The following is a 24,020-nucleotide window of genomic DNA, read 5'->3' on the forward strand; positions in this document are numbered from 1 at the left end:
CAAGGGGGAGTTCACCGCTTCAGGTGACGGCGGTGTCGTTCCGCGGCGGCGGGGCCCGGTGGCGGCTACGGGAGCCGTGGAGCCGAGGAGCCGTGCGGGATCGTGCGAGCGGGGCGCCGTGCGGGCCGTCGCAGGACGTGGACGCACCGGCGATCGAACGCCATATGACCGTTCCGTGTTCGCGGAATCCTCCGGGAGCGGCGCCACTGCCGGGCACGGTGCGGGTCACGGGGCAATTCCAAGGGCGCCCGGTATAGCAGCCGTCACACGGCGTTCGAATTCATTCGAAGGTGTGGAGGGGGTCCTTTTCGAAGGTGTTGCGCCGAAAACGAACGGCATATGTATCCGGCCAGTGGTGGCCGGATGCAGCCAGACTGAAAGGGAAGCCATTGACTCCTTCCGCCCTGTGCGTGTCTACTCGGTGCACCGGCCAAGCAATACGGCGGATGTGCCTCCCGTGCATATCAACCGGCGTGGCCGGACGACCCATTGATGTGCGCAAGCACGCGAAAAGAGGGGGAATTACATGAACAAGATTCTTGCCGCCCTGCGCAGTACCCCGATCTGCCGGGACCTCTCGTTCGTTAAGAAGAGCGAGCCGAGCCTGAAGCAGAGCGCCTGGTACTTCTGGTACTAAGCCGGAAAATCCAGCACCGGGCCCGTACCCGGCAGAGCCGGCTCCGACTCTCCGGTCCTGCCGCGTACGGGCCTTCCGCATTCCACGGAGCCCTCATATGCCAGCCACGCCCCACACGGATTCGCGTACGCGCCGTGCCACCGTATTCGCCCCGCGACTCCAGGCGCTCATCGACGACCACCTCGGCAAGGACCTCGTACGGCTGGAGCCCGACACCATCGGAATTGCGGGAGCGGAACTCTCCGACCGGATTCTCGCCGCCCGAAAGGCCACCGAGACCGAGCGGCCGACATTCAAGCCCCTGCACGGCCGGTCCATTTCCAAGACCGAGGCCTCTTCGGTGATGCGCACCATTGGGAAAGACGTGCGCAAAGCCCTGGAAGGCCCGATACCGGCGAATGCGGACCTGTCGGGACCGTGGCCCCTGACCGGCCACAATTTCCTGCGCGATCTCATTCTGCGCGACGATCCCCGCCGGCTGCGGATCCTGATGTCCCGGACGCTGGAGATCGACCCGAAACTGACCTGGTCGACCATCGTCGCCGGAGCCGCGCTCCCGCGCCGGCCCCGGCCCGGCCCGCACCTGACGCACATCGCCGGCCTGTTCGCCGAAGCCGAGGGCTACCACGACCGCCGGTACGCCATGGGCATGTACCGGCGCGCGGCCGCCCCGGTCTGCTTCACCGTCTCCACCCTCGTCGCCAACGCCCTGTGGCTCGGCGCCCCCTTCGATGACGGCGACTCGAACCGCAACATCCTCCACGAGGCGATGCGGCTGCTGCCGCCCTCCTGGAACCTGCTGCGCAACCGCAGCCCCGAGTACCCCGCCCTCGACTCCCGCATCGGGCCCGGCGACGACGTACTCGTACTGCCGCTGCTCACCCACCGCGACCCCGCCCTGTGGGACGCCCCACTGGAGTTCCGGCCCGCCCGCTGGGACACCCTCGACCCGGACGCCACCCCCGGGTACATGCCGTTCGGCCACGCGAGCGAACGCTGCTGGGGGCGGCACATGGTGATGCCGCTGGCGGAACTCCTGCTCGACCACATCCGCCGGACCGGACTCGTCGTCGCCCCCGGCCAGCGCACCGCCGAGGTGCCGCTCGTCGGCCTCCTCGGCGTGAAGACCGTCCACATCGGCCCCAGGAACCGGGTGCAGCATGCGTGACCGCAAGGCCCGACACCCCGAGATCGTGGAAGTCCTGGACGCCGACTGGCAGGACCACGCCCACGAGATCTACGGCAACTGGCGGCGCGAGGGCGGCATCCGCTACGTCCGCTACCCCGGCCCCGCCGCCGTCGAGGGCTGGGTCGTCACCGGACACGCGGAGGCCAAGGCCCTGCTGGCCGATCCCCGGCTGTCGAAGAACCGGGCCGCCCAGCGGTTCGGCCGGCGCATCGGGCTCACCGAGGGGCCTGGCGCGGCGATGTTCTCGCACATGCTCAACGCCGACCCGCCCGACCACACCCGGCTGCGCCGGCTCGTACAGAAGGCGTTCACCGCCCGCCGCACCGCGAGCCTGCGCCCCATGATCGAGCAGCTCGTCACGCAACTGCTCGACGCCCTCGAAGGCAAGGCCGAGGCGGAACTGATCTCCGAGTTCGCCCTCCCGCTGCCGGTCGCCGTCGCCTTCGAGCTGTTCGGCGCCTCCGACGCGGACCACGAGATCCTCCAGGTGCGGGGCAACAGCCTCGGCGGCGGCCAGGGCGACGGCGAGGTCTCCGTCTTCACCGCGGAGAGCATGGTGGCCTACCTCCGCGCCCTCATCGCCCTCAAACGCGAGAACCCGGACGACGACGGGCTGCTGTCCGCCCTGCTCACCGCCCGCGACGAGGACGGCGACGCCCTCACCGAGGACGAGATCACCTCCATGTCCTTCCTCCTCGTCGTCGCCGGCCACCAGACCACGGTCAACCTCGTCGCGAACGGCATCCACGCGCTGCTCACCCACCCCGACCAGCTGGCCGCGCTGCGCGCCGACCCGGCCCGGGTACAGGGCGCGGTCGAGGAGGTCCTGCGCTACGAGTCCCCGTCCGGCCTCGCATCCCTGCGCTACGCCACCGAACGCATGACCGTGGGCGGAGTGACCATCCGCGAGGGCGACTTCGTACAGATCTCGCTGCTCGGCGCCGACCGGGACCCGGCCGTCTTCGCCGACCCCGACCGGTTCGACATCGGCCGGGCCGACGCCGGCCGGCACCTGGCGTTCGGGCACGGCATCCACCACTGCCTCGGGGCGCCGCTCGCCCGCCTCCAGGGCGAGATCGCCCTCACCCGGATCATCGAGCGCTTCCCCCGCCTGCGGCTGCACGAGGCGCACGAGGCGCGGTGGCAGTCCAACCCCCGCCACCGCGGCCTGCTCAGCCTGCCCGTACGGCTGGGCTGAGGAGGCCTGAGAGCCGGAAGCCGCCTTCCGCGCCCCGGCAGGGGAGGGCGAGGAGGGCGGCTTCTCCGTGACCGGCGAGGTGCGCGCGGACTACTCCGCCTCGCCCTCCAGGTTGCCCTCGGTGTCCAGGTACACCTGGCGCAGCGCTTCGAGGACCTGCGGGTCCGGCTTCTCCCACATGCCGCGGGACTCGGCCTCCAGGAGGCGCTCCGCGATGCCGTGCAGGGCCCAGGGGTTGGCCTCCTCGAGGAAGGCGCGGTTCGTCGGGTCCAGGACGTACGTCTCGGTCAGCTTGTCGTACATCCAGTCCGCGACCACGCCCGTCGTGGCGTCGTAGCCGAAGAGGTAGTCCACGGTCGCCGCCAGCTCGAAGGCGCCCTTGTAGCCGTGGCGGCGCATCGCCTCGATCCACTTGGGGTTGACCACGCGGGCGCGGAAGACGCGGGACGTCTCCTCGACCAGGGTGCGGGTCTTGACCGTCTCCGGGCGGGTGGAGTCGCCGATGTACGCCTCCGGGGCCGTGCCGCGCAGGGCGCGGACCGTGGCCACCATGCCGCCGTGGTACTGGAAGTAGTCGTCCGAGTCGGCGATGTCGTGCTCGCGGGTGTCCGTGTTCTTCGCGGCCACCGTGATCCGCTTGTACGCGGTCTCCATCTCGGCGCGGGCCGGGCGGCCCTCCAGGCCGCGGCCGTACGCGTAGCCGCCCCACACCGTGTAGACCTCCGCGAGGTCGGCGTCCGTACGCCAGTCGCGGGAGTCGATCAGCTGGAGGATGCCGGCGCCGTACGTGCCCGGGCGCGATCCGAAGATACGGGTCGTCGCACGCCGCTCGTCACCGTGCTCGGCCAGGTCCGCCTGGGCGTGGGCCCGGACGTAGTTGTCGGACGCCGGCTCGTCCAGGGACGCCGCCAGCCGTACCGCGTCGTCGAGCAGGCCGATCACGTGCGGGAACGCGTCCCGGAAGAAGCCCGAGATGCGCAGCGTCACGTCGATCCGGGGACGGCCGAGCTCGGCCAGCGGGATCGGCTCCAGGCCGGTCACCCGGCGCGAGGCCTCGTCCCAGACCGGGCGGATGCCCAGCAGGGCCAGCGCCTCGGCCACGTCGTCGCCCGAGGTGCGCATCGCGCTCGTGCCCCACAGGGACAGGCCGACGGAGGCAGGCCATTCGCCGTTGTCCGTGCGGTAGCGGGTCAGCAGCGAGTCGGCCAGGGCCTGGCCGGTCTCCCACGCGAGGCGGGAGGGGACGGCCTTCGGGTCCACGGAGTAGAAGTTGCGGCCGGTCGGCAGGACGTTGACCAGGCCGCGCAGCGGGGAGCCGGAGGGGCCGGCCGGGACGAAGGAGCCGTCCAGGGCGCTCACCACGTGGGCGATCTCGTCGGTCGTGCCGGCCAGCCGCGGGACGACCTCCCGGGCCGCGAAGTCCAGTACGGCCGCCACGTCCGGCGAGTGCGCCGAGTATTCGGCCGCGACCGAAGCCACCGCAGCCGGGGCCCAATCCGCGTCCTCCATCGCCTGCACCAGCGCGCGGGCCGCCTCCTCCGCCTCGTCGGCGGTCGTACGGGTGGCTGCGGACTCGTCCAGGCCGAGCGCCTCGCGCAGGCCGGGCAGGGCCGTGGTGCCGCCCCAGATCTGACGGGCGCGCAGGATCGCGAGGACCAGGTTGACCCGGGCCTCGCCGGTCGGGGCGCCGCCCAGGACGTGCAGGCCGTCGCGGATCTGGGCGTCCTTGACCTCGCACAGCCAGCCGTCGACGTGCAGCAGGAAGTCGTCGAAGCCCTCGTCGTCCGGGCGCTCCTCCAGACCCAGGTCGTGGTGGAGCTTCGCGGCCTGGATCAGGGTCCAGATCTGGGCGCGGATGGCCGGCAGCTTGGCCGGGTCCATCGCGGAGATCTGCGCGTACTCGTCCAGGTGCTGCTCCAGGCGCGCGATGTCGCCGTACGACTCCGCGCGCGCCATCGGCGGCACCAGGTGGTCGACCAGGGTGGCGTGCACGCGGCGCTTGGCCTGGGTGCCCTCGCCCGGGTCGTTCACCAGGAAGGGGTAGATGAGAGGCAGGTCGCCGAGCGCGGCGTCGGGTGCGCAGGCCGCCGACAGGCCGGCGTTCTTGCCCGGCAGCCACTCCAGGTTGCCGTGCTTGCCGAGGTGGATCATCGCGTCGGCGCCGAAACCGCCGTCCTCGGCGCGGGCCTGGATCCACCGGTACGCGGCCAGGTAGTGGTGCGAGGGCGGCAGGTCCGGGTCGTGGTAGATCGCGATCGGGTTCTCGCCGAAGCCGCGCGGCGGCTGGATCAGGATGAGCAGGTTGCCGCGGCGCAGCGCCGCGAGGACGATGTCGCCCTCCGGGTTGGCCGAGCGGTCCACGAACATGTTGCCCGGGGCCTCGCCCCAGTGCTCCTCGACGCTTTCGCGCAGCTCGGCGGGGAGCTCGGCGAACCACCGCTTGTAGTCGGCGGCCGGGATCCGGACCGGGTTGCGGGCCAGCTGCTCCTCGGTCAGCCAGTCCTGGTCGTGGCCGCCGGCCTCGATCAGGGCGCGGATCAGCTCGTCGCCGTCGCCGGAGACCAGGCCCGGGACCTCCTCGACGGGGCCGAAGTCGTAGCCGCCCGCGATGAGGGTGCGCAGCAGCTCCACGGCGCTGGCCGGGGTGTCGAGGCCGACCGCGTTGCCGATGCGGGAGTGCTTGGTGGGGTACGCGGAGAGGACGAGCGCGATCCTCTTGTCGCGGCGCTCGATGTGCCGCAGGCGGGCGTGGCGGACGGCGATGCCGGCGACGCGGGCGGCGCGCTCGGGGTCGGCCACGTACGCGGGCAGGCCGTCCTCGTCGAGCTCCTTGAAGGAGAACGGGACGGTGATCAGGCGGCCGTCGAACTCGGGCACGGCGACCTGCGTCGCGGCGTCGAGGGGGGACAGGCCCTCGTCGTTCTCCTCCCAGGCGCTGCGCGAGCCGGTCAGGCACAGGGCCTGCAGGATCGGGACGCCGAGCGCGGCCAGCGCGCCCGCGTCCCACGACTCGTCGTCGCCGCCCGCCGAAGCGGTGGCGGGCTTGGTGCCGCCGGCCGCGAGGACGGTGGTGACGACCGCGTCCGCCGACTCCAGCGCGGCGATCAGGTCCGGCTCCGGGGTGCGCAGGGAGGACACGTACAGGGGGAGCGCCTGGGCGTCCTGGGCCTCGATCGCATCGCACAGGGCGTGCACGAAGGCGGTGTTGCCGCTCATCTGGTGGGCGCGGTAGTACAGCACGGCGATCCGCGGACCCCCGGTGGTCCCCGGTGTGCGCTCCAGCGGGCCCCAGGTCGGTGCGGCGGCGGGCGGCTCGAAGCCGTGGCCGGTGAGCAGCACGGTGTCGGAGAGGAACCGGGCCAGCTGGTCCAGGTTGGCGGGGCCGCCGTGGGCGAGGTAGCCGTGTGCCTCGGCCGCGATGCCGATCGGGACCGTGGAGGCCTCCATCAGCTGGGCGTCCGGGGCCTGTTCGCCGGTGAGGACGACCACCGGGCGGGTCTGGTCCGGCGCCAGCAGCAGGTCGAGGCCGTCCTGCCAGGCGCGCAGACCGCCGAGGAGGCGTACGACGACCAGGTCGACGCCGTCGAGCAGCCCGGGCAGGTCGTCGAGGGGAAGGCGGGAGGGATTCGCGAACCGGTACGGCACGGGGCCGTCCGCGGCGCGGGCGCTGAGCAGATCGGTGTCGGACGTCGACAGCAGCAGGATCATGCGGCGGCAGGCCTTCCTCGGGGTTTCCGCGCCCCGGGCAGTGAGGACAGCGGGAGTTCCTGACTCACCCGGCGGATTGCTCTGCAGGGTTCACAGTGGCGGGACCGCGCCGGATTCGCACCGGGCTTCCTCCCAGCGGGCCATGTGGCTCCGCCGCTGGTCATCTTAGGTGGCGATCTCCCCGACCGGGAGTGGGGGTGGCCCGCGCCCGGGCGCCCGACCGGCGGACCCGCCCCCGCCGGCGACCCGCCGCGCGCCCCCGCTCCGCGGAGCGCCGAGCCCGCCCGCGCGGCATCACTGCGCCGAGGGGGCGGGTGGTGACGGCCACAGGTCGGGGCGGGGGAATCGTGGGTATGCTCGCCGCCATGCCGCCCCAGCCCCCTTCCGCCGCATCGCGGGACGAACCCGTCATACGCGACCGCGGTGACGCATGTCCCGGTGCGCTGCGGCTGCATGCTGCGGACGACGGGTTCCTGGCCCGGGTCCGGGTACCCGGCGGGATGCTCGACGCGGACGCGGCCGCACTGCTGGCCGATGCCGCGGACCGGCTCGGCGACGGGCACATCGACCTCACCTCCCGCGGCAATGCGCAGCTGCGCGGACTCGGGGCGAGCTGCGGCGGCGAACTGCAGGCCGTGCTCGTCCGCGCCGGCCTGCTGCCCGCGCCCACCCACGAGCGGGTCCGCAACATCGTCGCCTCGCCGCTCACCGGCCTCGACCGGCGCGGACTGCCCGACGTGGCGCCCTGGGTCGCGGAGCTGGACCGGCTGCTGTGCGCGAGTGCGCCCGCTGCCGGGCTGTCCGGCCGCTTCCTGTTCGCCCTCGACGACGGCCGCGGCGACGCTCGCTCGCTGGCCGCGGACGTGACCGTGCTGGCACGGGGCGCCGACCGGGCACTGGTGCTGCTGGGCGACACACCGGCCGAACGCACCGCCGACGCCCCGGACGCCGGATCCGACCCCGCTGGGCAGCGCCCCGCACGGGCGGTGCTCGTCGCCTCGGCCGACGCGCCGCGGGCCGCGCTGACCGCCGCCCTGTATTTCCTGGACGCGGCGCGCGCAGCCGGCACCCGGGCCTGGCGGATCGCCGAACTGCCCGCCGAACACGCCTTGGCCGCAGCCGGGTTGACGGACCGGCTGGCGGCCGTCGGCATCGCCGCCGAGGCCGGGGCGCTGCCCGCACCGGCCGCGGCCGGCACCGCGTCCCCGTACGGGCGGGCGCCCGAGCCGGGGACCGTCACCGGACCCGACGGGACCGTCGCGCTCAGCGTGCTCGCACCGCTGGGACGCCTGACCACCGCGCAGTGGCGCCTGCTGGCCGGCCTCACGGGCCGCATCCGGCTGACCCCCTGGCGCGGCGTCGTCGTCCCCGGCCTGCCCGCCCACACCGCAGCGCAAGAGCTGGCCGCCCTCGCCGAGGCCGGGCTGGTCACCGCCCCCGACGACCCCTGGCGGTCCGTCACCGCCTGTACCGGGCGCCCCGGTTGCGCGAAATCCCTCGCGGACGTACGCGCCGACGCGCGCGCCGCCGTCACCCGGGCGACCGGCCCCCTGCCCGTGCACTGGTCCGGGTGCGAACGCCGGTGCGGGCACCCCCGCGGCACCGCGTGGGTGGACCTGGTCGCCACCCCCTCCGGGTACGACCTCTCCGTGGCCGGGCGCACCCCGCGCCGCGGCCTGAAGACCTCCGAACTTCCCGCGGCCCTCGCGGACGCACGCCGCACCACCTCCCACGACGCAGCGAAGAAATGAGCGAGTACACAGTGTTCGAGTACGAGAAGGACGGCGCGGCGATCTACCGCCAGTCCTTTGCCACGATCCGCGCCGAGGCGGACCTCTCCGGGCTGCCCGCCTCCGTCGCCCAGGTCGCGGTACGCATGATTCACGCCTGCGGAATGACCGACCTGCCCCAGGACCTCGGCTACACCCCCGACGTCGTGCTGCGCGCGCGTGCCGCCCTGACCGCCGGCGCGCCGATCCTCTGCGACGTGCAGATGGTCGCCAGCGGGGTCACCCGCAAGCGGCTGCCCGCCGACAACGAGGTGATCTGCACCCTCTCCGACCCGGCCGTGCCCGCCCTCGCCGCGAAGATGGGCACCACGCGCAGCGCCGCCGCCCTCGAAGTCTGGCGCGACCGCGGCCTGCTGGAGGGCTCCGTGATCGCCGTCGGCAACGCGCCGACCGCGCTGTTCCGGCTGCTCGAGATGATCGAGGAGGGCGCCGCGCGCCCCGCCGCCGTCATCGGCGTCCCGGTCGGCTTCATCGGCGCCGCCGAGTCCAAGGACGCGCTCGCCGCCCACGCCTCCGGCCTCGACCACCTGATCGTGCGCGGCCGGCGCGGCGGCAGCGCCATCGCGGCCGCCGCCGTCAACGCGATCGCGAGCGAGGAAGAATGAGCAGCGCAGCCAGCACCGCAGCCCGCACCGGAAAGCTGTACGGCGTCGGGCTCGGCCCCGGCGACCCCTCCCTGATGACCCTCCGGGCCGTCCAGGTCATCGCCGAGGCGGATGTCGTCGCGTACCACAGCGCCCGCCACGGCCGCTCGATCGCCCGCTCGATCGCCGCCGGGCACCTGCGCGCGGACCACGTCGAGGAGCCGCTGGTCTACCCGGTCACCACCGAGACCACCGAGCACCCCGGCGGCTACCAGGGGGCGATGGAGGAGTTCTACGAGGAGTCCGCCGCCCGGCTGGCCGCGCACCTGGAGGCCGGCCGGACCGTCGCCGTGCTCGCCGAGGGAGATCCGCTCTTCTACGGCTCGTACATGCACATGCACAAGCGGCTCGCCGACCGGTACGAGGCCGAGGTGATCCCCGGGGTGACCTCGGTGAGCGCCGCCGCCGCCCGGCTCGGCACCCCGCTCGTCGAGGGCGAGGAGGTGCTGACGATCCTGCCCGGCACCCTGCCGGAGGAGGAGCTCACCGCCCGCCTCGCCGCCACGGATTCCGCGGTCGTGATGAAGCTCGGCCGTACCTTCCCGGCCGTGCGCCGGGCCATGGAGGGAAGCGGGCGGCTGGCGGAGGCGCGGTACGTCGAGCGCGCCACCATGGCGGGCGAACGGACCGGCGTCCTCGCCGACACCGACCCCGACAGCGTCCCGTACTTCGCCGTCGCCGTCGTGCCGAGCCGCATCGGCAACCCGGGCAGCGTGCCGTCCGGGCCCGGCGAGGTCGCCGTCGTCGGCACCGGACCGGCCGGGCCGCTCTGGCTCACCCCCGAGACCCGGCGGGCGCTGGCCGACGCCGAGGTGCTCGTCGGGTACACCACGTACCTGGACCGCGTACCCGTCAAGCCGGGGCAGATCCGGCACGGCTCCGACAACAAGGTCGAGTCGGAGCGCGCCGAGTTCGCGCTCGACCTCGCCCGCCGCGGCAAGCGGGTCGTGGTGGTCTCCGGCGGCGACCCGGGCGTCTTCGCCATGGCCACCGCCGTCCTGGAGGTCGCGGGGCAGCCGGAGTACAAGGACGTGCCCGTACGGGTCCTGCCGGGGGTGACCGCCGCCAACGCGGCAGCCGCCGCGGCCGGGGCCCCGCTCGGCCACGACTACGCCACCATCTCCCTGTCGGACCGGCTCAAGCCGTGGGAGGTCATCGCGGAGCGGCTGCGCGCCGCCGCCGCGGCGGACCTGGTGCTGGCCCTGTACAACCCGGGCTCGCGCAGCCGGACCTGGCAGGTCGCCCAGGCCAAGGAGCTGCTGCTGGAGCTGCGTTCGCCGCAGACGCCGGTCGTGGTCGCCCGCGACGTGGGCGGCCCGGAGCAGTCGGTCCGCATCCTCGCGCTCGGTGAACTGGAGCCGTCCGAGGTGGACATGCGCACGATCCTGCTGATCGGGTCCTCGCAGACCCAGGTCACGGAGCGGCCGGACGGCTCCCGCGTGACGTGGACCCCGCGCCGCTACCCGGAGGCCTGACCCGCAGCACGGGCGGCCGCCCGCCCCGCCGCGGGCGCGGCGGCCGGCCGTCCTGCGGCGGGGCGCTCAGCACTGCCAGAGGAACGCCGCCCGGCCGCAGGGCTCGCAGGCATGCGCATAGGCGCTGCCGGAGCCGAAGTTGGGGGCGGTGAGAGGGTCCGGACCCTCCTCCAGCCGCGCGGCGAACTCCATCGGGCCGCCACAGCCCGGGCAGTCGGGCGTCTCGTCGCCCTGAAGCCAGTCGGGGGTGCCGCCGAGCTGTCCGAGGACGTGGTTCCTCGGGCGCCCGCTCTGCTCGGACCAGGCCTTCGAGGCGAGCCGGTACTCCGGCTCGGACACCGTGACGCGCTCGACGGTACGGACCGCCCCGAGCTGGCGGACGTCCTCCTCCTCGTCCTCCTCCTCGTCCTGGGCGGTGGGGAGTGCGGGCAGTGGCAGCGGCACCAGCCCGGCCGCGGGGAAGAGGTAGGCCCTGTTGCCGCCGGCCGTCGCGCTCCAGTCGTGGCACATGCCCGGGTCGTTCGCGCACATGAAGACGGCGAGGACCCCGCGCCCGCCGTCGAGGACCACCTGTGCGATGAACCGGAGCGGCCCGGAGCAGGCCGCACAGGTGGGCCACTGCGTGCCGGCCGGCGCCAGCGGAAGGCCGCCGATGCGGGTGACCGGGGAGTCGGGTGCGGCGGAACGGTCGTGGATCAGCAGGGTGGTAGTGCTCATGGCGACGAGAGTAGGAGACCCCTCTGACAACGGCCGGGGCGGGCTAGACCTTCCCTGCCGGGGCTCCCGCGAGCCACTCCAGGGCCGCCGCCACGGACTCCGCCTCCGCAACGCCCTCCGGGACAGGGGGCCTGCGGACGACCAGGACCGGGATGCCGGCCTCGCGGGCCGCGGTGAGTTTGGGAGCGGTGGCGGAGCCGCCGCTGTCCTTGGTCACCAGGACGTCGATCCGGTGCCGTGCGAGCAGCTCCCGCTCGCCGTCCAGGGTGAACGGGCCCCGGTCGAGCAGGACTTCGAGCCGCGGGGGCACCGGCGCATCCGGCGGGTCCACGGAGCGCACCAGGAACCAGGTGCCGGCCAGGTGCGCGAACGTGTGGAGGCCCATGCGGCCGGTGGTCAGGAAGGCCCGGCTGCCGAGACCGGGCAGCCGAAGGGCCGCCCCGGCGAGCGAGTCGGCGAAATGCCAGTCGTCCCCCGGGCCGGGGGACCATCCGGGGCGGCGCAGCGCGAGCAGCGGGACGCCCGAAAGCGACGCGGCGGCGGCTGCGTTGAAGCTCATCCGCTCCGCGAAGGGGTGGGTGGCGTCGACCAGGTGCGAGACCCGGTGGGCGGCGATCCAGGCAGCCAGGCCCTCGACGCCGCCGAAGCCGCCGATCCGCACCTCCCCGGGCGGCAGCACCGGCGCCGCGACCCGGCCCGCGAGCGAGGTGGTCACGCGGAGGGGGCTGTGCCCCGCCGGGCACGTGCCGGTGGCGCGGGCCGCTGCGGCGGGCGCGCCGACTTCCGGCTCCGGCCCCGATTCCGGCCGCGGCCCCGGACCGGTTCCCGCAGCGGCCAGCGCCCCGGCGAGCTGCCGGGCCTCCGTCGTACCGCCCAGGATCAGGACGTGGCGGGCCGGATCAGCAGACATGCCGGTCGCGCTCGGGCGAGTACAGGTGGCTGTCGCGGAACTGCTCGGCGCCGAGCGTACGGCCCACCACGATGACCGCGGTGCGGACCAGGCCCGCCGCCTTCACCTGATCGGCGATGTCGGCCAGCGTGCCGCGCAGGATCAGCTCGTCGGGTCGGCTGGCCATCGCCACGACCGCCACCGGGCACTCGGCCCCGTAGTGCGGCAGCAGTTCGGCGACGACCCGGTCCACGTAGCGCGTGGCCAGGTGCAGGACCAGCAGCGCGCCGCTGCGGCCCAGGGTGGCCAGGTCCTCGCCGGGCGGCATCGGGGTGGCCTGCTGGGCGATCCGGGTCAGGATCACGGTCTGGCCGACGGTGGGGACGGTCAGCTCCCGCTTCAGCGCAGCCGCGGCCGCCGCGAACGCCGGGACGCCGGGCACCACCTCGTACGGGATGCCGGCCGCGTCCAGCCGCCGCATCTGCTCCGCGACCGCGCTGAAGATCGACGGGTCGCCCGAGTGGAGCCGCGCCACGTCCTCGCCCGCCGCGTGGGCCCGTACGCACTCGGCGATGATCTCGTCGAGGTTCAGCTGCGAGGTGTCGACCAGGCGGGCGTCCGGCGGGCACTCGGCCAGCAGTTCGCGCGGGACGAGGCTGCCCGCGTACAGGCAGACCGGGGCGGCGGCCAGCGTCCGGGCACCGCGCACCGTGATCAGGTCGGCGGCGCCGGGGCCCGCACCGATGAAGTACACGGTCATGAAGTCTGATCCTTTTCGTTCTCTTCGTGCGCTGCTGTGGGAGGGGCCGTCCGCGGCCGGGGCTTGGTCACGGACCACTGGGTGACCGGCATCGCCTGCCGCCAGCCCGTGAAGCCGCCGACCGGCACCGCGTGCGCGACGGCGAGTTTGACCAGGTCGCCGCCGTGGCGCCGGTAGCGCTCGGTGAGGACCGCCTCCGACTCCAGGGTCACGGTGTTGACCACGAGCCGGCCACCCGGGGCCAGGGCCGCCCAGGCCGCGTCGAGCAGGCCCGGCGCGGTCAGCCCGCCGCCGATGAACACCGCGTCGGGGGCCGGGAGTCCGGCGAGGGCCTCGGGAGCGGCGCCGGTGACCACGCGCAGCCCCGGAACGCCGAGCGCCGCCGCGTTGCGGGTGATGCGGGCCGCCCGCTCCGGGACGCGTTCCACGGCCACGGCCCGGCAGGAGGGGTGCGTGCGCATCCACTCGATGCCGATGGAGCCGGAGCCGCCGCCGATGTCCCACAGCAGCTCGCCGGGGGCCGGGGCGAGGGCGCACAGGGTCGCGGCCCGTACGTGGCGCTTGGTGAGCTGGCCGTCGTGCTCGTACGCGGTGTCGGGCAGGCCGGGCGTCGCGCCGAGCCGCGGGACATCGCTCTCCGGATCGCGGCGGCAGTCCACGGCCACCACGTTGAGCGGATCGCCGGGCGCGTGGTCCCAGCTCTCGGCCCGCCCCTCGTACGTGTCCTCGCGCTCGGAGCCGAGCTGCTCCAGCACCCGCATCCGGCTCGGGCCGAAGCCCCGCTCCCGGAGCAGCGCAGCGATCTCGTCCGGGGTCGCCGCTCCGGCGCTGAGCACCAGCACCCGCCGACCCTCGTACAGCGCGGCCGCGAGCCGGGCCACCGGGCGGCCGACCACCGTGACCACCTCGGTCTCCTCCACCGGCCAGCCCAGGCGGGCACAGGCGTACGACACCGACGAGGGGTGCGGGTGGACCCGCAGGGCCTGTGGCCCGAGCTCCTGGGCCAGGGCCCGGCCGATCCCGTAGAACATGGGGTCGCCGCTCGCCAGCACCGCGATCCGGCGGCCCGCGTGCTCGGCCATCAGCTTCGGCACGGCCGGCCGCAGCGGGCTCGGCCAGGCCACCCGCTGGCCGGCGCACTCCCCGGACGGCAGCAGGTCCAGCTGCCGCGGCCCGCCGATGAGCACCTCGGCCCCGGTCAGCGCGGACCGCGCGGCGGCGGTGAGCCCGGCCCAGCCGTCGGCGCCGAGGCCGACGACCGACACGGGCAGGGGGGAGGGTGCGGGGCTCACTGCGCGGTACCTCGGGAACGGGAAGGGAGCGGGTGGACCCGCAGCCTACTGGCCGGGTGACCGGCCCCCGGCTCCACCCCCGCGAAGGGCGAGGTCTACCCTCGGTAACCCACCGCAACCCCGTCGCTCGACCCACCTCGCGAGGGAGACCGCATGCCTGGCTGGAACGCCGAGAACATCCCCGACCAGAGCGGCCGGACCGCCGTCGTCACGGGCGCCAACAGTGGTATCGGCTACGTCGCCGCCCGGGAGCTCGCCCGGCGCGGCGCGGACGTGGTACTGGCCTGCCGCAGCGCGGCGCGCGGCCGGGCCGCGGTGGTCCGGCTGCGCGCCGAAGTCCCGGGCGCCGAGGTGGAGTTCGTACCGCTGGACCTGGCCGACCTGGGCTCCGTACGGGAGTTCGCGAAGGCGTACGGGCAGCGCCACCGGTCCCTCGACCTCCTCGTGAACAACGCGGGCGTGATGGCCCTGCCGTACGGGCGCACCGCCGACGGGTTCGAGACCCAGTTCGGGGTCAACCACCTCGGCCACTTCGCCCTGACCGGACTGCTCCTGCCGCAGCTGCTGGCCGCGGACCCCGGTGCCCGGATCGTCACCGTCTCCAGCGGGTTCCACGCGCTCGGCGACGTCGACCTCGACGACCTGAACAGCGAGCACCGCTACCGGCGCTGGATCGCGTACGGCCGCTCCAAGACCGCGGGCCTCCTCTTCACCCACGAACTGGCCCGGCGCCTCGAGGCCGCCGGCTCCGGCATCGTCGCGGCGGCCGCGCACCCCGGCTACGCCTCGACCAACCTGCACGTCGGGGCATCGCGCCAGGAGGGCCACCGGCCCATGTCCCGGCTGATGGGGGTCGGCGCCGCCGTCCTCGCACAGTCCGCGGCCTCCGGGGCCCTGCCCACGCTGTACGCGGCCACCGCGCCGGGGGTACGGCCGGACGCGTTCTACGGACCGCGGCTCGGCTGGCGCGGGGCGCCCGTCCGCTCCTGGCGGGCGAAGTGGACCCTGGACGACACCTCCGGCGAACGGCTCTGGGCGGCCTCGGAGAAGCTCACCTCCGTCCCCTACGACTCCCTCGCACGCTGAGGGGATCCGGCCCGGGCGCCCCGCCGTGAGCCCGTCCGCCCCCGGGGTGCCCCGGGGCGCCCCGGGCGGGACCTGATCCCGGGTGCGCCCGCCACGGGAGACTCGGCGCCATGGACGACGACACGGACAACCACCCAGAAGCCCACGACCACGCAGTGGTCCTCGGCGCAGGCCTGGCGGGGCTGCTGGCGGCGCGGGCACTCGCCCAGCGGTTCGCGCGCGTGACCGTGGTGGAGCGGGACGAACTGCCCGACACCGGACCGGCCTTCCGGCCCGGTGTGCCGCAGTCCCGGCACGTGCACGTGCTGTGGTCGCGGGGCCTGGAGCTGATGGAGGAGCTGCTGCCCGGGGTCACCCGCGAGCTGCTCGCGGCCGGGGCGGCCCTGATGGAGTCCCCGCGGGACTTCCTGTGGCTGAGCTCCGCCGACTGGTTCCACCAGGTTCCGGGTTCCCGGATCCTGGTGGGCAGCCGGGAGCTGATCGACTGGACGGTCCGCAGGGAGGTCCTGCGGGACGAGCGCATCCGGGTCCGCGCCGGATCGACGGCGACCGGGCTCGTCGCCGGACCGGACGGCCGCTCCGTGGCCGGCGTGCAGCTGCGCGAGGGAGGCCCACTGCCCGCCCGCTTCGTGGTCGACGCGACCGGGCGGACCTCCCGGGCCCCGGCCTGGCTCGCCGCCCTCGGCCACCCGGCCCCGGCGACCACCCGCTACGACTCCCGGCTCGGCTACTCCAGCCGCTACTACGAGGTGCCGCCGGATCCGGCCCGCCGCTGGCAGGGCATGTACGTCCAAGGCCGCCCCGACAGTCCGCGCGGGGGCGTGCTGGTGCCCCTCGACGACGGCCGCTGGCTGGCGACCCTGATCGGCAACGGCGATCACGCCCCGCCGACCGGGGACGAGGAGTTCCTCGAGTACACGCGGAGCCTGCGCACCCCGGCCCTGTACGACGCCCTCCGCGACGCCAAACCGCTTTCCTCGCCGACGGGCTTCCGGAGCACCGCGAACGAATGGCGCCACTACGAGCGGCTCGACCGCTGGCCGGCCGGATTCGTCGTCCTCGGCGACGCCGCCTGCCGGTTCAACCCCGTGTACGGGCACGGGATGACGGTGGCCGCCCTCGCGGCGGACGCGCTGGCCGGCGCCATCCGGGGGCTGGCGCCCCGGGAGATCGCCGCGGCCGCCCGGCGGATCCAGCGGCGTACGGCCGCCGCCGCCGAAGTGGCCTGGCAGATCGCCACCAGCGAGGACATGCGCTACCCGCAGACCGAGGGGCCGCCGCCCGACCGGGCGACCAGGGTCCTGCAGGCCTACATGTCACGGGTGATCGTGGGCGCCAACGCCGACCCGGAGATCTCCCGGCCCTTCTTCGGCGTGCTGTCGCTGTCGGCCTCGCCGAACACCCTGCTGAGCCCGGGCACGGTGATCCGGGTCCTGGCCAAGTGGCGCCTGCCCACGACCCCGGAATCCGCGGCCTACCCGCCGCACCACCCGGGCCCGCCGGATTCGGGTACGTAGGCGTCCGGGGGTCCGGCGGGGGTCCCGCCGGACCCTGCAAGCACTAGCGGGCCGCCACGGCCCGCTCGTACAGGGCGCGTACCGCCTCGTCGAACCGGCTGCTGTACGAGGTCGTCTCGTCCCCGCCCCCGTCGCGGCCGCCGACCACCCCGATCAGGGTGTGCGCGTCGGTCAGCACCGGACCACCGCTCGTGCCGTCGGGTACGTCCGCGCAATCCAGCCGCAGCTGCGCGGGCCCGGCGGCGCGGGCGGTGTTGAAACACTCCACCGGGTGCTCGGTGTCGTTCGGATAGCCCACGACCCGGGCCGGCGCGGGCAGTTCGGGCCGGAACCGGATCGTATGGGACCCGGTGGCGTCCTCCAGGCGCTCGCCGGGACGGCCGGGCCGGCGCATCCGGAGGAAGGCCACGTCGTAGTCGGGGTCCTGGTCCTCGGTCCACCGGGGGTCCACGTCGATCCGGGTGGGCACCCAGATCCCGAACGGGGCCTCGCCGTCCCGGTAGCCCGGGGCGAAGGCGAGGTTGGTGCGGAAGCCGAAGCTGCCGCGGTACACGCAGTGGGCGGCGGTGGCGATGAGGTCGCCGTCGGGGGAGTGGACCACGCCGGCCGAGCAGTGGTGGTCCTGGTCGCCGTCCTCGCCGGGGGAGAACAGCGCCCCGGTCGCGGGCTCGGCGGCGGCGGGCCGCGCGACCAGCGGGTCGGAGGGCTGCCAGCCGCCCGACCGCCAGTGCACGCCGGCCGGGGGGCCGCCCGTGCCCTGCGCGGTCGGGCCCGGCGGGGCGGATTCCGGCGCCGGAGCCTCCCGTACCGGGGCCTCGGGCGCCGGGGTCTGCCGTACCGGAGCCCCCTGAGCCGGGACTTCCCGTACCGGAACCTCCTGCGCCGGAGTCTCCCGCGCCAGGCCGTCCAGCACGGCCGCCGCCGCGCGGTCGGCCTGCTCCGGGTCCTGTACGTAGCTCCCCTCCGCGGGATCCCCGTCCGCGAGGTGCGCCGCGATGCCGCGCAGCTCCCACAGGAACCCGCCGCCTGCGATCAGCACCGCGCAGCACATGCCGACGAGCAGGGAGACCCGTACGGCCCGCCCGTGAACCTTGGTGAACATGTGGTACTCCCGCCGAAAACCCCGATCGGCACCCCGATCGGCCCCCTGTTCGACGGACGGCGTGACGGCGCCAGTTCCGGATCCGGAACGTGTCCGTTCTCACAGCCGGGCACCCGTCATCCGCCGTCCTTCCGGACGTCACCCAACTCGCCTACTCTCCCGGCGGGTTGACACATGGCGCACCGACAGGGCGGACAGGAGCCGAAGGCATGGGATTGCGGAACCGGATGGCGGGCGTGGTGACGGCGGGCCTGGCGGCCCTGGCCCTCGTACTGGGCACGGCCCCGGCAGGGGCCGCCGCCGGGGCGGCAGGCGCATACGCCGACCTCCCTTACGCGGGATCGACCGGCGTCGGCGTGCACAACGCGTACGAGAAGGCCAAGTACCCGTACTTCGCGGACGCCCTCGACTCGGGCGCCGCGATGCTGGAACTCGACGTGTGGACCAACTTCTTCGGCAGCTCCTGGCGGGTCTCCCACGACAACCCGTTCGGCAACGACAACAACTGCGAGAACGCCACGAGCCCCGCCCAGCTGCGCACCAAGTCCCGCAACCAGAACCTCGCGGGCTGCCTCTCCGACATCCGCAGCTGGCACGACGCCCACCCCGGCCACCGCCCGGTCGTCCTCAAACTGGAGCTCAAGGACGGCTTCGCCGCCAACCTCGGCCGCGGCCCGGCCGAGCTCGACGCGCTGCTGGCCTCGAAGCTCGGCGACGCCGTCTACCGCCCCGGCCAGCTCGCCGCCGGCCACCCCGACCTGGACAGCGCCGCCCGGGCCGGCGCCTGGCCGAGCCGCGCCGCGATGGCCGGGAAGTTCCTGGTGGAGCTGATCCCCGGCACTCTGGAGGAGGGCAACGCGGGCGACACCCTGTGGACCGACCGGGAGTACGCCCAGTACCTGCGCTCCCTCGCCGCCGCGGGCCGGCTCGGCCAGGCCGCCGCCTTCCCCGCCGTGCACCGGGCCGAGGCCGGCGACCCGCGGGCCCGGTACGCCGACGCCTCGCTGCGCCCGTGGTTCGTGGTCTTCGACGGGGACGCGAGCGCGTACGCGGGCGGCTCCATCGACACGGCCTGGTACGACCGCAACCACTACCTGCTGATCGCCACCGACGCCCACGACGTGGCGCCCGCCATCGACGGGGTGCACCCGACGGAGGCCCAGGCCCGGGACAGGGTCGGCCTGATGGCCCGGCACCACGCGTCCATCGCCTCGGCTGACTGGTACCCGCTGCCGTCGGTGCTGGCGACGGTGGTCCCGCGCGGCTAGTACCCTTATTGCGAACTGTTCGCAATAAGGGTCGGGTGCGGGTCTGATGGCTGTTTCTCCGGTGGTGCTCGGCATCGAGTCCTCCTGTGACGAGACGGGCGCGGGCATCGTGCAGGGCGGCCGACTGCTCGCGCACGTCGTCGCGTCGAGCATGGACGAGCACGCCCGCTTCGGCGGGGTCGTCCCCGAGATCGCGGCCCGCGCACACCTGCACGCCTTCAACCCGGTGGTCCGCCAGGCCCTCGACCAGGCCGGACTGCGCGCGGACCAGCTCGACGCGGTGGCCGTCACCACCGGCCCCGGCCTCTCCGGCGCGCTCCAGGTCGGACTGGCCGGGGCCAAGACCCTCGCGTACGCGCTGGGCGTACCGCTGTACGGGGTGCACCACCTGGCCGGGCACGTCGCCGCCGACACCCTGGAGCACGGGCCGCTGCCCGAGCCCTGCGTGGTGCTGGTCGTCTCCGGCGGGCACACCTCGCTGCTGCTCGTACGGGACCTCGTACGGGAGCCGATCCTGCACCTCGGGGACACCCTGGACGACGCGGCCGGGGAGTGCTTCGACAAGGTGGCCCGGGTGTTCGGCCTGCCGTACCCGGGCGGGCCGGCCATCGACCGGGCGGCGCGGGGCGGGAACCCGAAGGCGGTGGCCTTCCCCCGCCCGCTGACCGGCGGGCCGCGCGGGGAGGACCCGTACGCGTACTCCTTCTCCTTCTCCGGGCTGAAGACGGCCGCCGCCCGCTGGGCCGAGGGCCACCGGCAGCGCGGGGAGCAGCCGCCGGTCGCCGACGGCGCGGCCTCGCTCCAGGAGGCGGTGGCCGACGTACTGACCCGCAAGGCGGTCGCGGCCTGCACGGCGTACGACGTGCGGACGCTGGTGGTGGTCGGTGGAGTGGCGGCCAACTCGCGGGTCCGGGCACTGGCGGAACGGCGCTGCGCCTCGGCGGGCATCGAACTGCGGGTGCCGCCGATGACGTTGTGCACGGACAACGGGGCGATGATCGCGGCGATCGGCGACCTGCTGGTCCGCGCGGGCGCGGAGCCGGCGCCGCACGACCTCACGATCGACCCGTCGGCCCCGCTGGAGTACGCGGCGCTCCACCCGGCGGGCTGACGGTCAGCCGAGCAGTCGGGGCCGGTCGAAGACCGAGTTGTCGATGACGGCGTCGATACCAGCGGCATCGTGACGGGACATCTCACGTCGTGAGGTGGCCAGCGGCTTGCGCCAGTGCTGGGCGCCCCACATGGAGGTGTACGGCCGGGCCGGAGCTGCGTTCCGGCCGGCCCCGGCCGCGCCACGACGCGGGCGGGGTCGTGCCGTTGCCGTTTCGGGGGTGGTGTCGTTGGTCAGCGGGGTGATCCGGTGGCGCGGGGTCTCCCGACGGCGTGACGGACTCGCGGAGGGGTGTACGGACGACATGGGCAGGACTGCCGACGATGTGAAGACGGTGCACCTCACCGCCGAGGTGTACGGGTACCTGGTGGCGCAGGCCGAGCCCCCGAGCCCGGTCCAGGAGCAGCTGATCGCGCGCACGCGCGAGCTCGGCCGCCCGGCGCAGATGCAGGTCCCGCACGAGCAGGGCGTCTTCCTCACCCTGCTGGGCAGGATCGTCGGGGCCCGCCGGATCGTCGAGGTCGGCACCTTCACCGGCTACTCCACGCTCGCCCTGGCCGAGGGGCTGGCTTCCGGTGGACGGGTCCTGACCTGCGACGTCTCCGAGGAGTGGACGGCGATCGCCCGGGAGGCCTGGAAGGCGGCCGGGGTCGACGACCGGATCGACCTCGCGATCGCCCCGGCCCTGGAGACGCTCCGCGGGCTGCCGCAGGACCCGGTGATCGACCTGGTCTTCCTGGACGCCGACAAGTCCGGCTACCGCGCCTACTGGGACGAGCTCGTGCCGCGCCTGCGCCCGGGCGGGCTGATCCTCGCCGACAACGTCCTGTACGGGGGTGAGGCGGTGCACGCGGACGCACAGGGGAACGCCCTTGCCATCCGGGAGTTCAACGCGCACGTGCGAGCCGACGAGCGGGTCGAGTCGGTGATGCTCCCGATCGCGGACGGCCTCACCCTCGCGCGCAAGCGCTGACGGTCCAGGGGTCCTGAGCGGCCTCGGGGGCAGTGGGGCATCCTGGGGCGACAACCGCACTCCGAGGAGCCCCAGTTGACCGACCTGCACGCCGACGCGCCCGCCGACCTGCACGCCGACGCGCCCGCCGACCCGCCCGCCGACGCGCTCGTGGACCTGCCCGCCGGCCCGGCCGCGGACATGCACCGCCGGCACATCGAGTTCGAGCGCCTGCACAACTTCCGCGACCTGGGCGGCTACCGCTCCGCCGACGGCCGTACCGTCGCCTGGGGCACGCTCTACCGGTCCGACTCCCTCGGCAAGCTGGCGGGCGCCGACTGGGAGCGTTTCCTCGGGCTGGGCATACGGACCGTCATCGACCTGCGCTACCCCTGGGAGATCGAGGCCAAGGGCCGGATCCCGGAGGCCGGGCGGTTCACGTACGCCAACCTGAGCATCGAGCACCGCCCGTACGACCAGGCCGCGATCGACCCCGGCATCGACCCCTGGCGGTACCTGGCCGACCGGTTCGCCGAGGTGACCGAGGACGGCATCGAGGAGATCCGCGCGGCCATCGAGCTCATCGCCGCCGACTCCGGCCCGACGGTCTTCCACTGCACCTCCGGCAAGGACCGCACCGGCCTGATCGCCGCATTCGTCCTGACCCTCCTCGAGGTGTCCGAGGAGGAGATCCTGGCCGATTTCGCGCTCACCGAGCTGGCCACCGCCCGCCTCACGGCCGACTGGCACGCGGCCAACCCGGGCCGCACCATGCGCTGGCCCTCGTACGGCCGCGCCCCGGCGACGGTCCTCTCCCTCGTCCTCGCCGACCTGACCACGCGCTATGGCTCCGCGGCGGGCTATCTCGCCACGCGCGTCGGGATCACGCCCGCGACGACGGCCCGGCTGCGGGAGCGCCTGCTGCGCTGATCATGGCCGGAACCTGACGCCGGCGTGGCATCAGCCAACTGGGCCTACGGGCTTGTCAGTTGAGGCGGGCATCCCAACAATGCGCATGACAACCGGAGGATCTTCGGTTGCATCGTGCTTCGTCATCAGAGGGGAACCCCCACATGAACAAGCCTCTCGCCGGCGCCCTGCTCTCGCTGCTCCTGATAGGAGCGGCGGCGGCTCCGGCCGTCGCCTCCGAACCCCAGGGCAAGGCCGCGGCGGCCGTCACCGTGAACTACGCGGGGACGGTCGCGCTCAGCAACTGCTCAGGCTCCGTCGTCCGCGCCCCCGGCTCCCTGCCGACCGACCCCGCGCTCGTCCTCTCCAACGGGCACTGCATCGAGACCGGCTTCCCGGGGCCGGGCGAGGTCGTCAGGGACCAGCCGTCCAGCCGCTCGTTCTCGCTGCTCAACGCTTCGGGCTCGCGCGTGGCGACGCTGCGGGCCAGCAAGATCGCGTACGCGACGATGACCGACACGGACATCTCGGTCTACCAGCTGACCAAGACGTACGCGCAGATCCAGAGCCAGTACGGCATCGGCGCGCTCACCCTGAACGACGCCCGCCCGGTGCAGGGAACGGCGATCAAGGTCGTGTCCGGGTACTGGAAGCGGATCTACAGCTGCAACGTGGACGGGTTCGCGTACCGCCTCAAGGAGGGCGAGTGGACCTGGAAGGACTCCGTCCGCTACACCTCGTCCTGCAACACCATCGGCGGCACCTCGGGCTCCCCGGTGATCGACACGACGACGGGCAAGGTCGTCGCGGTCAACAACACGGGCAACGAGGACGGGCAGCGCTGCACGGAGAACAACCCGTGCGAGGTGGACGAGAACGGTAACGTCACCGTCCGCCAGGGCATCAACTACGCCCAGGAGACGTACCTCATCGTTCCCTGCATCGGTGCGGGCAACAAGATCGACCTGAACCGGGCGGGCTGCGCCCTGCCGAAGCCGTAACACGGACGGCCGCCCGCTCCGCGGGGCGGGCGGCCACCGGCCTCACCACGGTCGACGGCGGGTCGATCGCCGCGGTCGCCCCCGGCATGTGCCAGCGTTGACCCGATGCAATCCGCCCACGGTGTCCTCACGCCCTTCCTGCAGAGCGACATGCCGTACCTGGAGAAGGCGCTCCGCACGATCGCGGTCTACGCGCTGATCCTCGTGCTGCTCCGGATCGTCGGCAAGCGCCAGCTGGCGCAGCTCAGCACCTTCGACCTCGTCGTCATGCTGCTCCTGGCCAACGTCGTGCAGAACGCCGTGATCGGCCCGGACAACTCGGTCATCGGAGCGGCCTTCGGGGCCACCGTACTGCTCGCGGTGAACACCGTGGTGGTGCGGGCGGCGGCCCGCTACGAACGGCTGGGCCGCCTGCTGGAGGGCGGCCCCACCACCCTGGCCCGCGACGGCCACTGGCTCACCCCGGTGATCCGCCACTACGGCCTGCGCCGCGCCGACCTCGACGCGGCGGTCCGCCACCAGGGCGGCGACGACGTCACGGAAACCACGGAGGTCACCCTCGAGCCGGGCGGCACCCTGGTGGTCCAGCTGGCGGAACCCGAACAATCGGCGGACAAGGCGGACATCGCCGCCCTGAGGGCCGACATCGCCGCGCTGCAACGGAAACTGGACGCCCTGGCGGCCGGTACGTCCTGAGCCGATGTGGCCGGAAGTCATCGCTCGTTTCTTCTAACTTGCGGGATCGGTCCGCCAGTTGGGGCGTCGTCCGCTAGCG

The 24,020-nt window shown here is 73.9% G+C and carries 20 protein-coding genes and 1 riboswitch; of the genes, 13 read left to right on the forward strand and 7 right to left on the reverse strand.

Annotation, left to right across the window (positions count from 1 at the left end; genetic code table 11):
* The first annotated feature begins 734 nt into the window (after positions 1–734).
* Positions 735–1,805: a cytochrome P450 gene (locus ACZ5WG_RS35670; RefSeq protein ID WP_468728673.1), complete on the forward strand. Its 1,071-nt coding sequence runs from the start codon at positions 735–737 to the stop codon at positions 1,803–1,805.
* On the forward strand, positions 1,798–3,024 hold the full coding sequence (locus tag ACZ5WG_RS35675) for a cytochrome P450 family protein (RefSeq protein WP_468728675.1): 1,227 nt from the start codon (positions 1,798–1,800) through the stop codon (positions 3,022–3,024). The genes ACZ5WG_RS35670 and ACZ5WG_RS35675 overlap by 8 nt, the downstream gene beginning before the upstream one ends.
* Before the next feature lie 90 nt (positions 3,025–3,114).
* Here the strand turns inward: ACZ5WG_RS35675 and cobN are convergent, their stop codons facing one another.
* Positions 3,115–6,732, reverse strand: a complete 3,618-nt coding sequence (gene cobN / locus ACZ5WG_RS35680; RefSeq protein ID WP_468728676.1) for a cobaltochelatase subunit CobN — start codon at positions 6,730–6,732, stop codon at positions 3,115–3,117.
* 33 nt (positions 6,733–6,765) lie between these two features.
* Positions 6,766–6,904, reverse strand: a riboswitch (cobalamin riboswitch).
* A gap of 193 nt (positions 6,905–7,097) precedes the next feature.
* Between cobN and cobG the strand changes: the two genes are divergently transcribed.
* From cobG to ACZ5WG_RS35695, 3 genes are read left to right on the forward strand one after another with little or no spacing between them, the layout of a single operon-like run.
* Positions 7,098–8,483, forward strand: a complete 1,386-nt coding sequence (gene cobG, locus ACZ5WG_RS35685) for a precorrin-3B synthase (RefSeq protein WP_468728677.1) — start codon at positions 7,098–7,100, stop codon at positions 8,481–8,483.
* A complete protein-coding gene (locus ACZ5WG_RS35690) occupies positions 8,480–9,127 on the forward strand; it encodes a precorrin-8X methylmutase (protein ID WP_468728678.1) in 648 nt (215 codons plus the stop codon). Before cobG ends, ACZ5WG_RS35690 begins: the two co-directional genes overlap by 4 nt.
* On the forward strand, positions 9,124–10,641 hold the full coding sequence (locus ACZ5WG_RS35695) for a precorrin-2 C(20)-methyltransferase (protein WP_468728680.1): 1,518 nt from the start codon (positions 9,124–9,126) through the stop codon (positions 10,639–10,641). The genes ACZ5WG_RS35690 and ACZ5WG_RS35695 overlap by 4 nt, the downstream gene beginning before the upstream one ends.
* Positions 10,642–10,707: 66 nt before the next feature.
* On the opposite strand, the gene ACZ5WG_RS35700 is transcribed toward ACZ5WG_RS35695, so the two are convergent.
* From ACZ5WG_RS35700 to cbiE, 4 genes are read right to left on the reverse strand one after another with little or no spacing between them, the layout of a single operon-like run.
* Complete coding sequence (locus ACZ5WG_RS35700) at positions 10,708–11,358, reverse strand: hypothetical protein (protein ID WP_468728681.1); 651 nt, start codon at positions 11,356–11,358, stop codon at positions 10,708–10,710.
* A gap of 43 nt (positions 11,359–11,401) precedes the next feature.
* Entirely contained in the window at positions 11,402–12,268 is an 867-nt protein-coding gene (locus ACZ5WG_RS35705) for a cobalt-precorrin-6A reductase (RefSeq protein ID WP_468728683.1), read from the reverse strand.
* On the reverse strand, positions 12,258–13,007 hold the full coding sequence (gene cobM, locus ACZ5WG_RS35710) for a precorrin-4 C(11)-methyltransferase (RefSeq protein ID WP_468728684.1): 750 nt from the start codon (positions 13,005–13,007) through the stop codon (positions 12,258–12,260). Before cobM ends, ACZ5WG_RS35705 begins: the two co-directional genes overlap by 11 nt.
* Positions 13,004–14,299: a precorrin-6y C5,15-methyltransferase (decarboxylating) subunit CbiE gene (gene cbiE / locus ACZ5WG_RS35715; protein WP_468728685.1), complete on the reverse strand. Its 1,296-nt coding sequence runs from the start codon at positions 14,297–14,299 to the stop codon at positions 13,004–13,006. Before cbiE ends, cobM begins: the two co-directional genes overlap by 4 nt.
* 153 nt (positions 14,300–14,452) lie before the next feature.
* Between cbiE and ACZ5WG_RS35720 the strand changes: the two genes are divergently transcribed.
* Positions 14,453–15,385 (forward strand): oxidoreductase, encoded by a 933-nt coding sequence (locus ACZ5WG_RS35720; RefSeq protein ID WP_468728686.1) that lies wholly within the window; start codon positions 14,453–14,455, stop codon positions 15,383–15,385.
* 110 nt (positions 15,386–15,495) lie between these two features.
* Positions 15,496–16,902, forward strand: a complete 1,407-nt coding sequence (locus tag ACZ5WG_RS35725; protein WP_468728687.1) for an FAD-dependent oxidoreductase — start codon at positions 15,496–15,498, stop codon at positions 16,900–16,902.
* A 43-nt stretch (positions 16,903–16,945) separates the two neighbouring features.
* On the opposite strand, the gene ACZ5WG_RS35730 is transcribed toward ACZ5WG_RS35725, so the two are convergent.
* A complete protein-coding gene (locus tag ACZ5WG_RS35730) occupies positions 16,946–18,004 on the reverse strand; it encodes a trypsin-like serine peptidase (RefSeq protein ID WP_468728689.1) in 1,059 nt (352 codons plus the stop codon).
* 209 nt (positions 18,005–18,213) lie between these two features.
* On the opposite strand from ACZ5WG_RS35730, the gene ACZ5WG_RS35735 reads away from it, so the two are divergent.
* Both ACZ5WG_RS35735 and tsaD read left to right on the forward strand, forming a co-directional pair.
* Entirely contained in the window at positions 18,214–19,272 is a 1,059-nt protein-coding gene (locus ACZ5WG_RS35735) for a phosphatidylinositol-specific phospholipase C domain-containing protein (protein ID WP_468728690.1), read from the forward strand.
* A gap of 46 nt (positions 19,273–19,318) precedes the next feature.
* The gene (gene tsaD / locus ACZ5WG_RS35740; RefSeq protein WP_468728692.1) at positions 19,319–20,383 is read left to right on the forward strand and encodes a tRNA (adenosine(37)-N6)-threonylcarbamoyltransferase complex transferase subunit TsaD; all 1,065 of its coding nucleotides are present in this window, start codon (positions 19,319–19,321) and stop codon (positions 20,381–20,383) included.
* 3 nt (positions 20,384–20,386) lie between these two features.
* On the opposite strand, the gene ACZ5WG_RS35745 is transcribed toward tsaD, so the two are convergent.
* On the reverse strand, positions 20,387–20,689 hold the full coding sequence (locus ACZ5WG_RS35745; protein ID WP_468728694.1) for a hypothetical protein: 303 nt from the start codon (positions 20,687–20,689) through the stop codon (positions 20,387–20,389).
* Here ACZ5WG_RS35745 and ACZ5WG_RS35750 point away from each other — a divergent pair.
* The 4 genes from ACZ5WG_RS35750 to ACZ5WG_RS35765 all read left to right on the forward strand — a co-directional run bounded on the left by ACZ5WG_RS35750 (position 20,688) and on the right by ACZ5WG_RS35765 (position 23,941).
* Positions 20,688–21,356: an O-methyltransferase gene (locus tag ACZ5WG_RS35750; RefSeq protein WP_468728695.1), complete on the forward strand. Its 669-nt coding sequence runs from the start codon at positions 20,688–20,690 to the stop codon at positions 21,354–21,356. The genes ACZ5WG_RS35745 and ACZ5WG_RS35750 overlap by 2 nt on opposite strands.
* A gap of 180 nt (positions 21,357–21,536) precedes the next feature.
* Complete coding sequence (locus ACZ5WG_RS35755) at positions 21,537–22,265, forward strand: tyrosine-protein phosphatase (RefSeq protein ID WP_468728796.1); 729 nt, start codon at positions 21,537–21,539, stop codon at positions 22,263–22,265.
* 143 nt (positions 22,266–22,408) lie between these two features.
* Positions 22,409–23,245, forward strand: coding sequence for a S1 family peptidase (locus ACZ5WG_RS35760; protein WP_468728696.1), 837 nt, complete (start codon positions 22,409–22,411; stop codon positions 23,243–23,245).
* 105 nt (positions 23,246–23,350) lie between these two features.
* Entirely contained in the window at positions 23,351–23,941 is a 591-nt protein-coding gene (locus tag ACZ5WG_RS35765; RefSeq protein WP_468728698.1) for a DUF421 domain-containing protein, read from the forward strand.
* Positions 23,942–24,020 lie beyond the last annotated feature (79 nt).

Source organism: Streptomyces sp. NPDC032745, from assembly GCF_055579465.1.

Coding starts and splice junctions, on each gene's coding strand:
- ACZ5WG_RS35670 (WP_468728673.1), top strand. CDS start 735: ATGCCAGCCACGCCCCACACGGATTCGCGTACGCGCCGTGCCACCGTA.
- ACZ5WG_RS35675 (WP_468728675.1), top strand. CDS start 1,798: ATGCGTGACCGCAAGGCCCGACACCCCGAGATCGTGGAAGTCCTGGAC.
- cobN (WP_468728676.1), bottom strand. CDS start 6,732: ATGATCCTGCTGCTGTCGACGTCCGACACCGATCTGCTCAGCGCCCGC.
- cobG (WP_468728677.1), top strand. CDS start 7,098: ATGCCGCCCCAGCCCCCTTCCGCCGCATCGCGGGACGAACCCGTCATA.
- ACZ5WG_RS35690 (WP_468728678.1), top strand. CDS start 8,480: ATGAGCGAGTACACAGTGTTCGAGTACGAGAAGGACGGCGCGGCGATC.
- ACZ5WG_RS35695 (WP_468728680.1), top strand. CDS start 9,124: ATGAGCAGCGCAGCCAGCACCGCAGCCCGCACCGGAAAGCTGTACGGC.
- ACZ5WG_RS35700 (WP_468728681.1), bottom strand. CDS start 11,358: ATGAGCACTACCACCCTGCTGATCCACGACCGTTCCGCCGCACCCGAC.
- ACZ5WG_RS35705 (WP_468728683.1), bottom strand. CDS start 12,268: ATGTCTGCTGATCCGGCCCGCCACGTCCTGATCCTGGGCGGTACGACG.
- cobM (WP_468728684.1), bottom strand. CDS start 13,007: ATGACCGTGTACTTCATCGGTGCGGGCCCCGGCGCCGCCGACCTGATC.
- ACZ5WG_RS35720 (WP_468728686.1), top strand. CDS start 14,453: ATGCCTGGCTGGAACGCCGAGAACATCCCCGACCAGAGCGGCCGGACC.
- ACZ5WG_RS35725 (WP_468728687.1), top strand. CDS start 15,496: ATGGACGACGACACGGACAACCACCCAGAAGCCCACGACCACGCAGTG.
- ACZ5WG_RS35730 (WP_468728689.1), bottom strand. CDS start 18,004: ATGTTCACCAAGGTTCACGGGCGGGCCGTACGGGTCTCCCTGCTCGTC.
- ACZ5WG_RS35735 (WP_468728690.1), top strand. CDS start 18,214: ATGGGATTGCGGAACCGGATGGCGGGCGTGGTGACGGCGGGCCTGGCG.
- tsaD (WP_468728692.1), top strand. CDS start 19,319: ATGGCTGTTTCTCCGGTGGTGCTCGGCATCGAGTCCTCCTGTGACGAG.
- ACZ5WG_RS35750 (WP_468728695.1), top strand. CDS start 20,688: ATGGGCAGGACTGCCGACGATGTGAAGACGGTGCACCTCACCGCCGAG.
- ACZ5WG_RS35745 (WP_468728694.1), bottom strand. CDS start 20,689: ATGTCGTCCGTACACCCCTCCGCGAGTCCGTCACGCCGTCGGGAGACC.
- ACZ5WG_RS35755 (WP_468728796.1), top strand. CDS start 21,537: ATGCACCGCCGGCACATCGAGTTCGAGCGCCTGCACAACTTCCGCGAC.
- ACZ5WG_RS35760 (WP_468728696.1), top strand. CDS start 22,409: ATGAACAAGCCTCTCGCCGGCGCCCTGCTCTCGCTGCTCCTGATAGGA.
- ACZ5WG_RS35765 (WP_468728698.1), top strand. CDS start 23,351: ATGCAATCCGCCCACGGTGTCCTCACGCCCTTCCTGCAGAGCGACATG.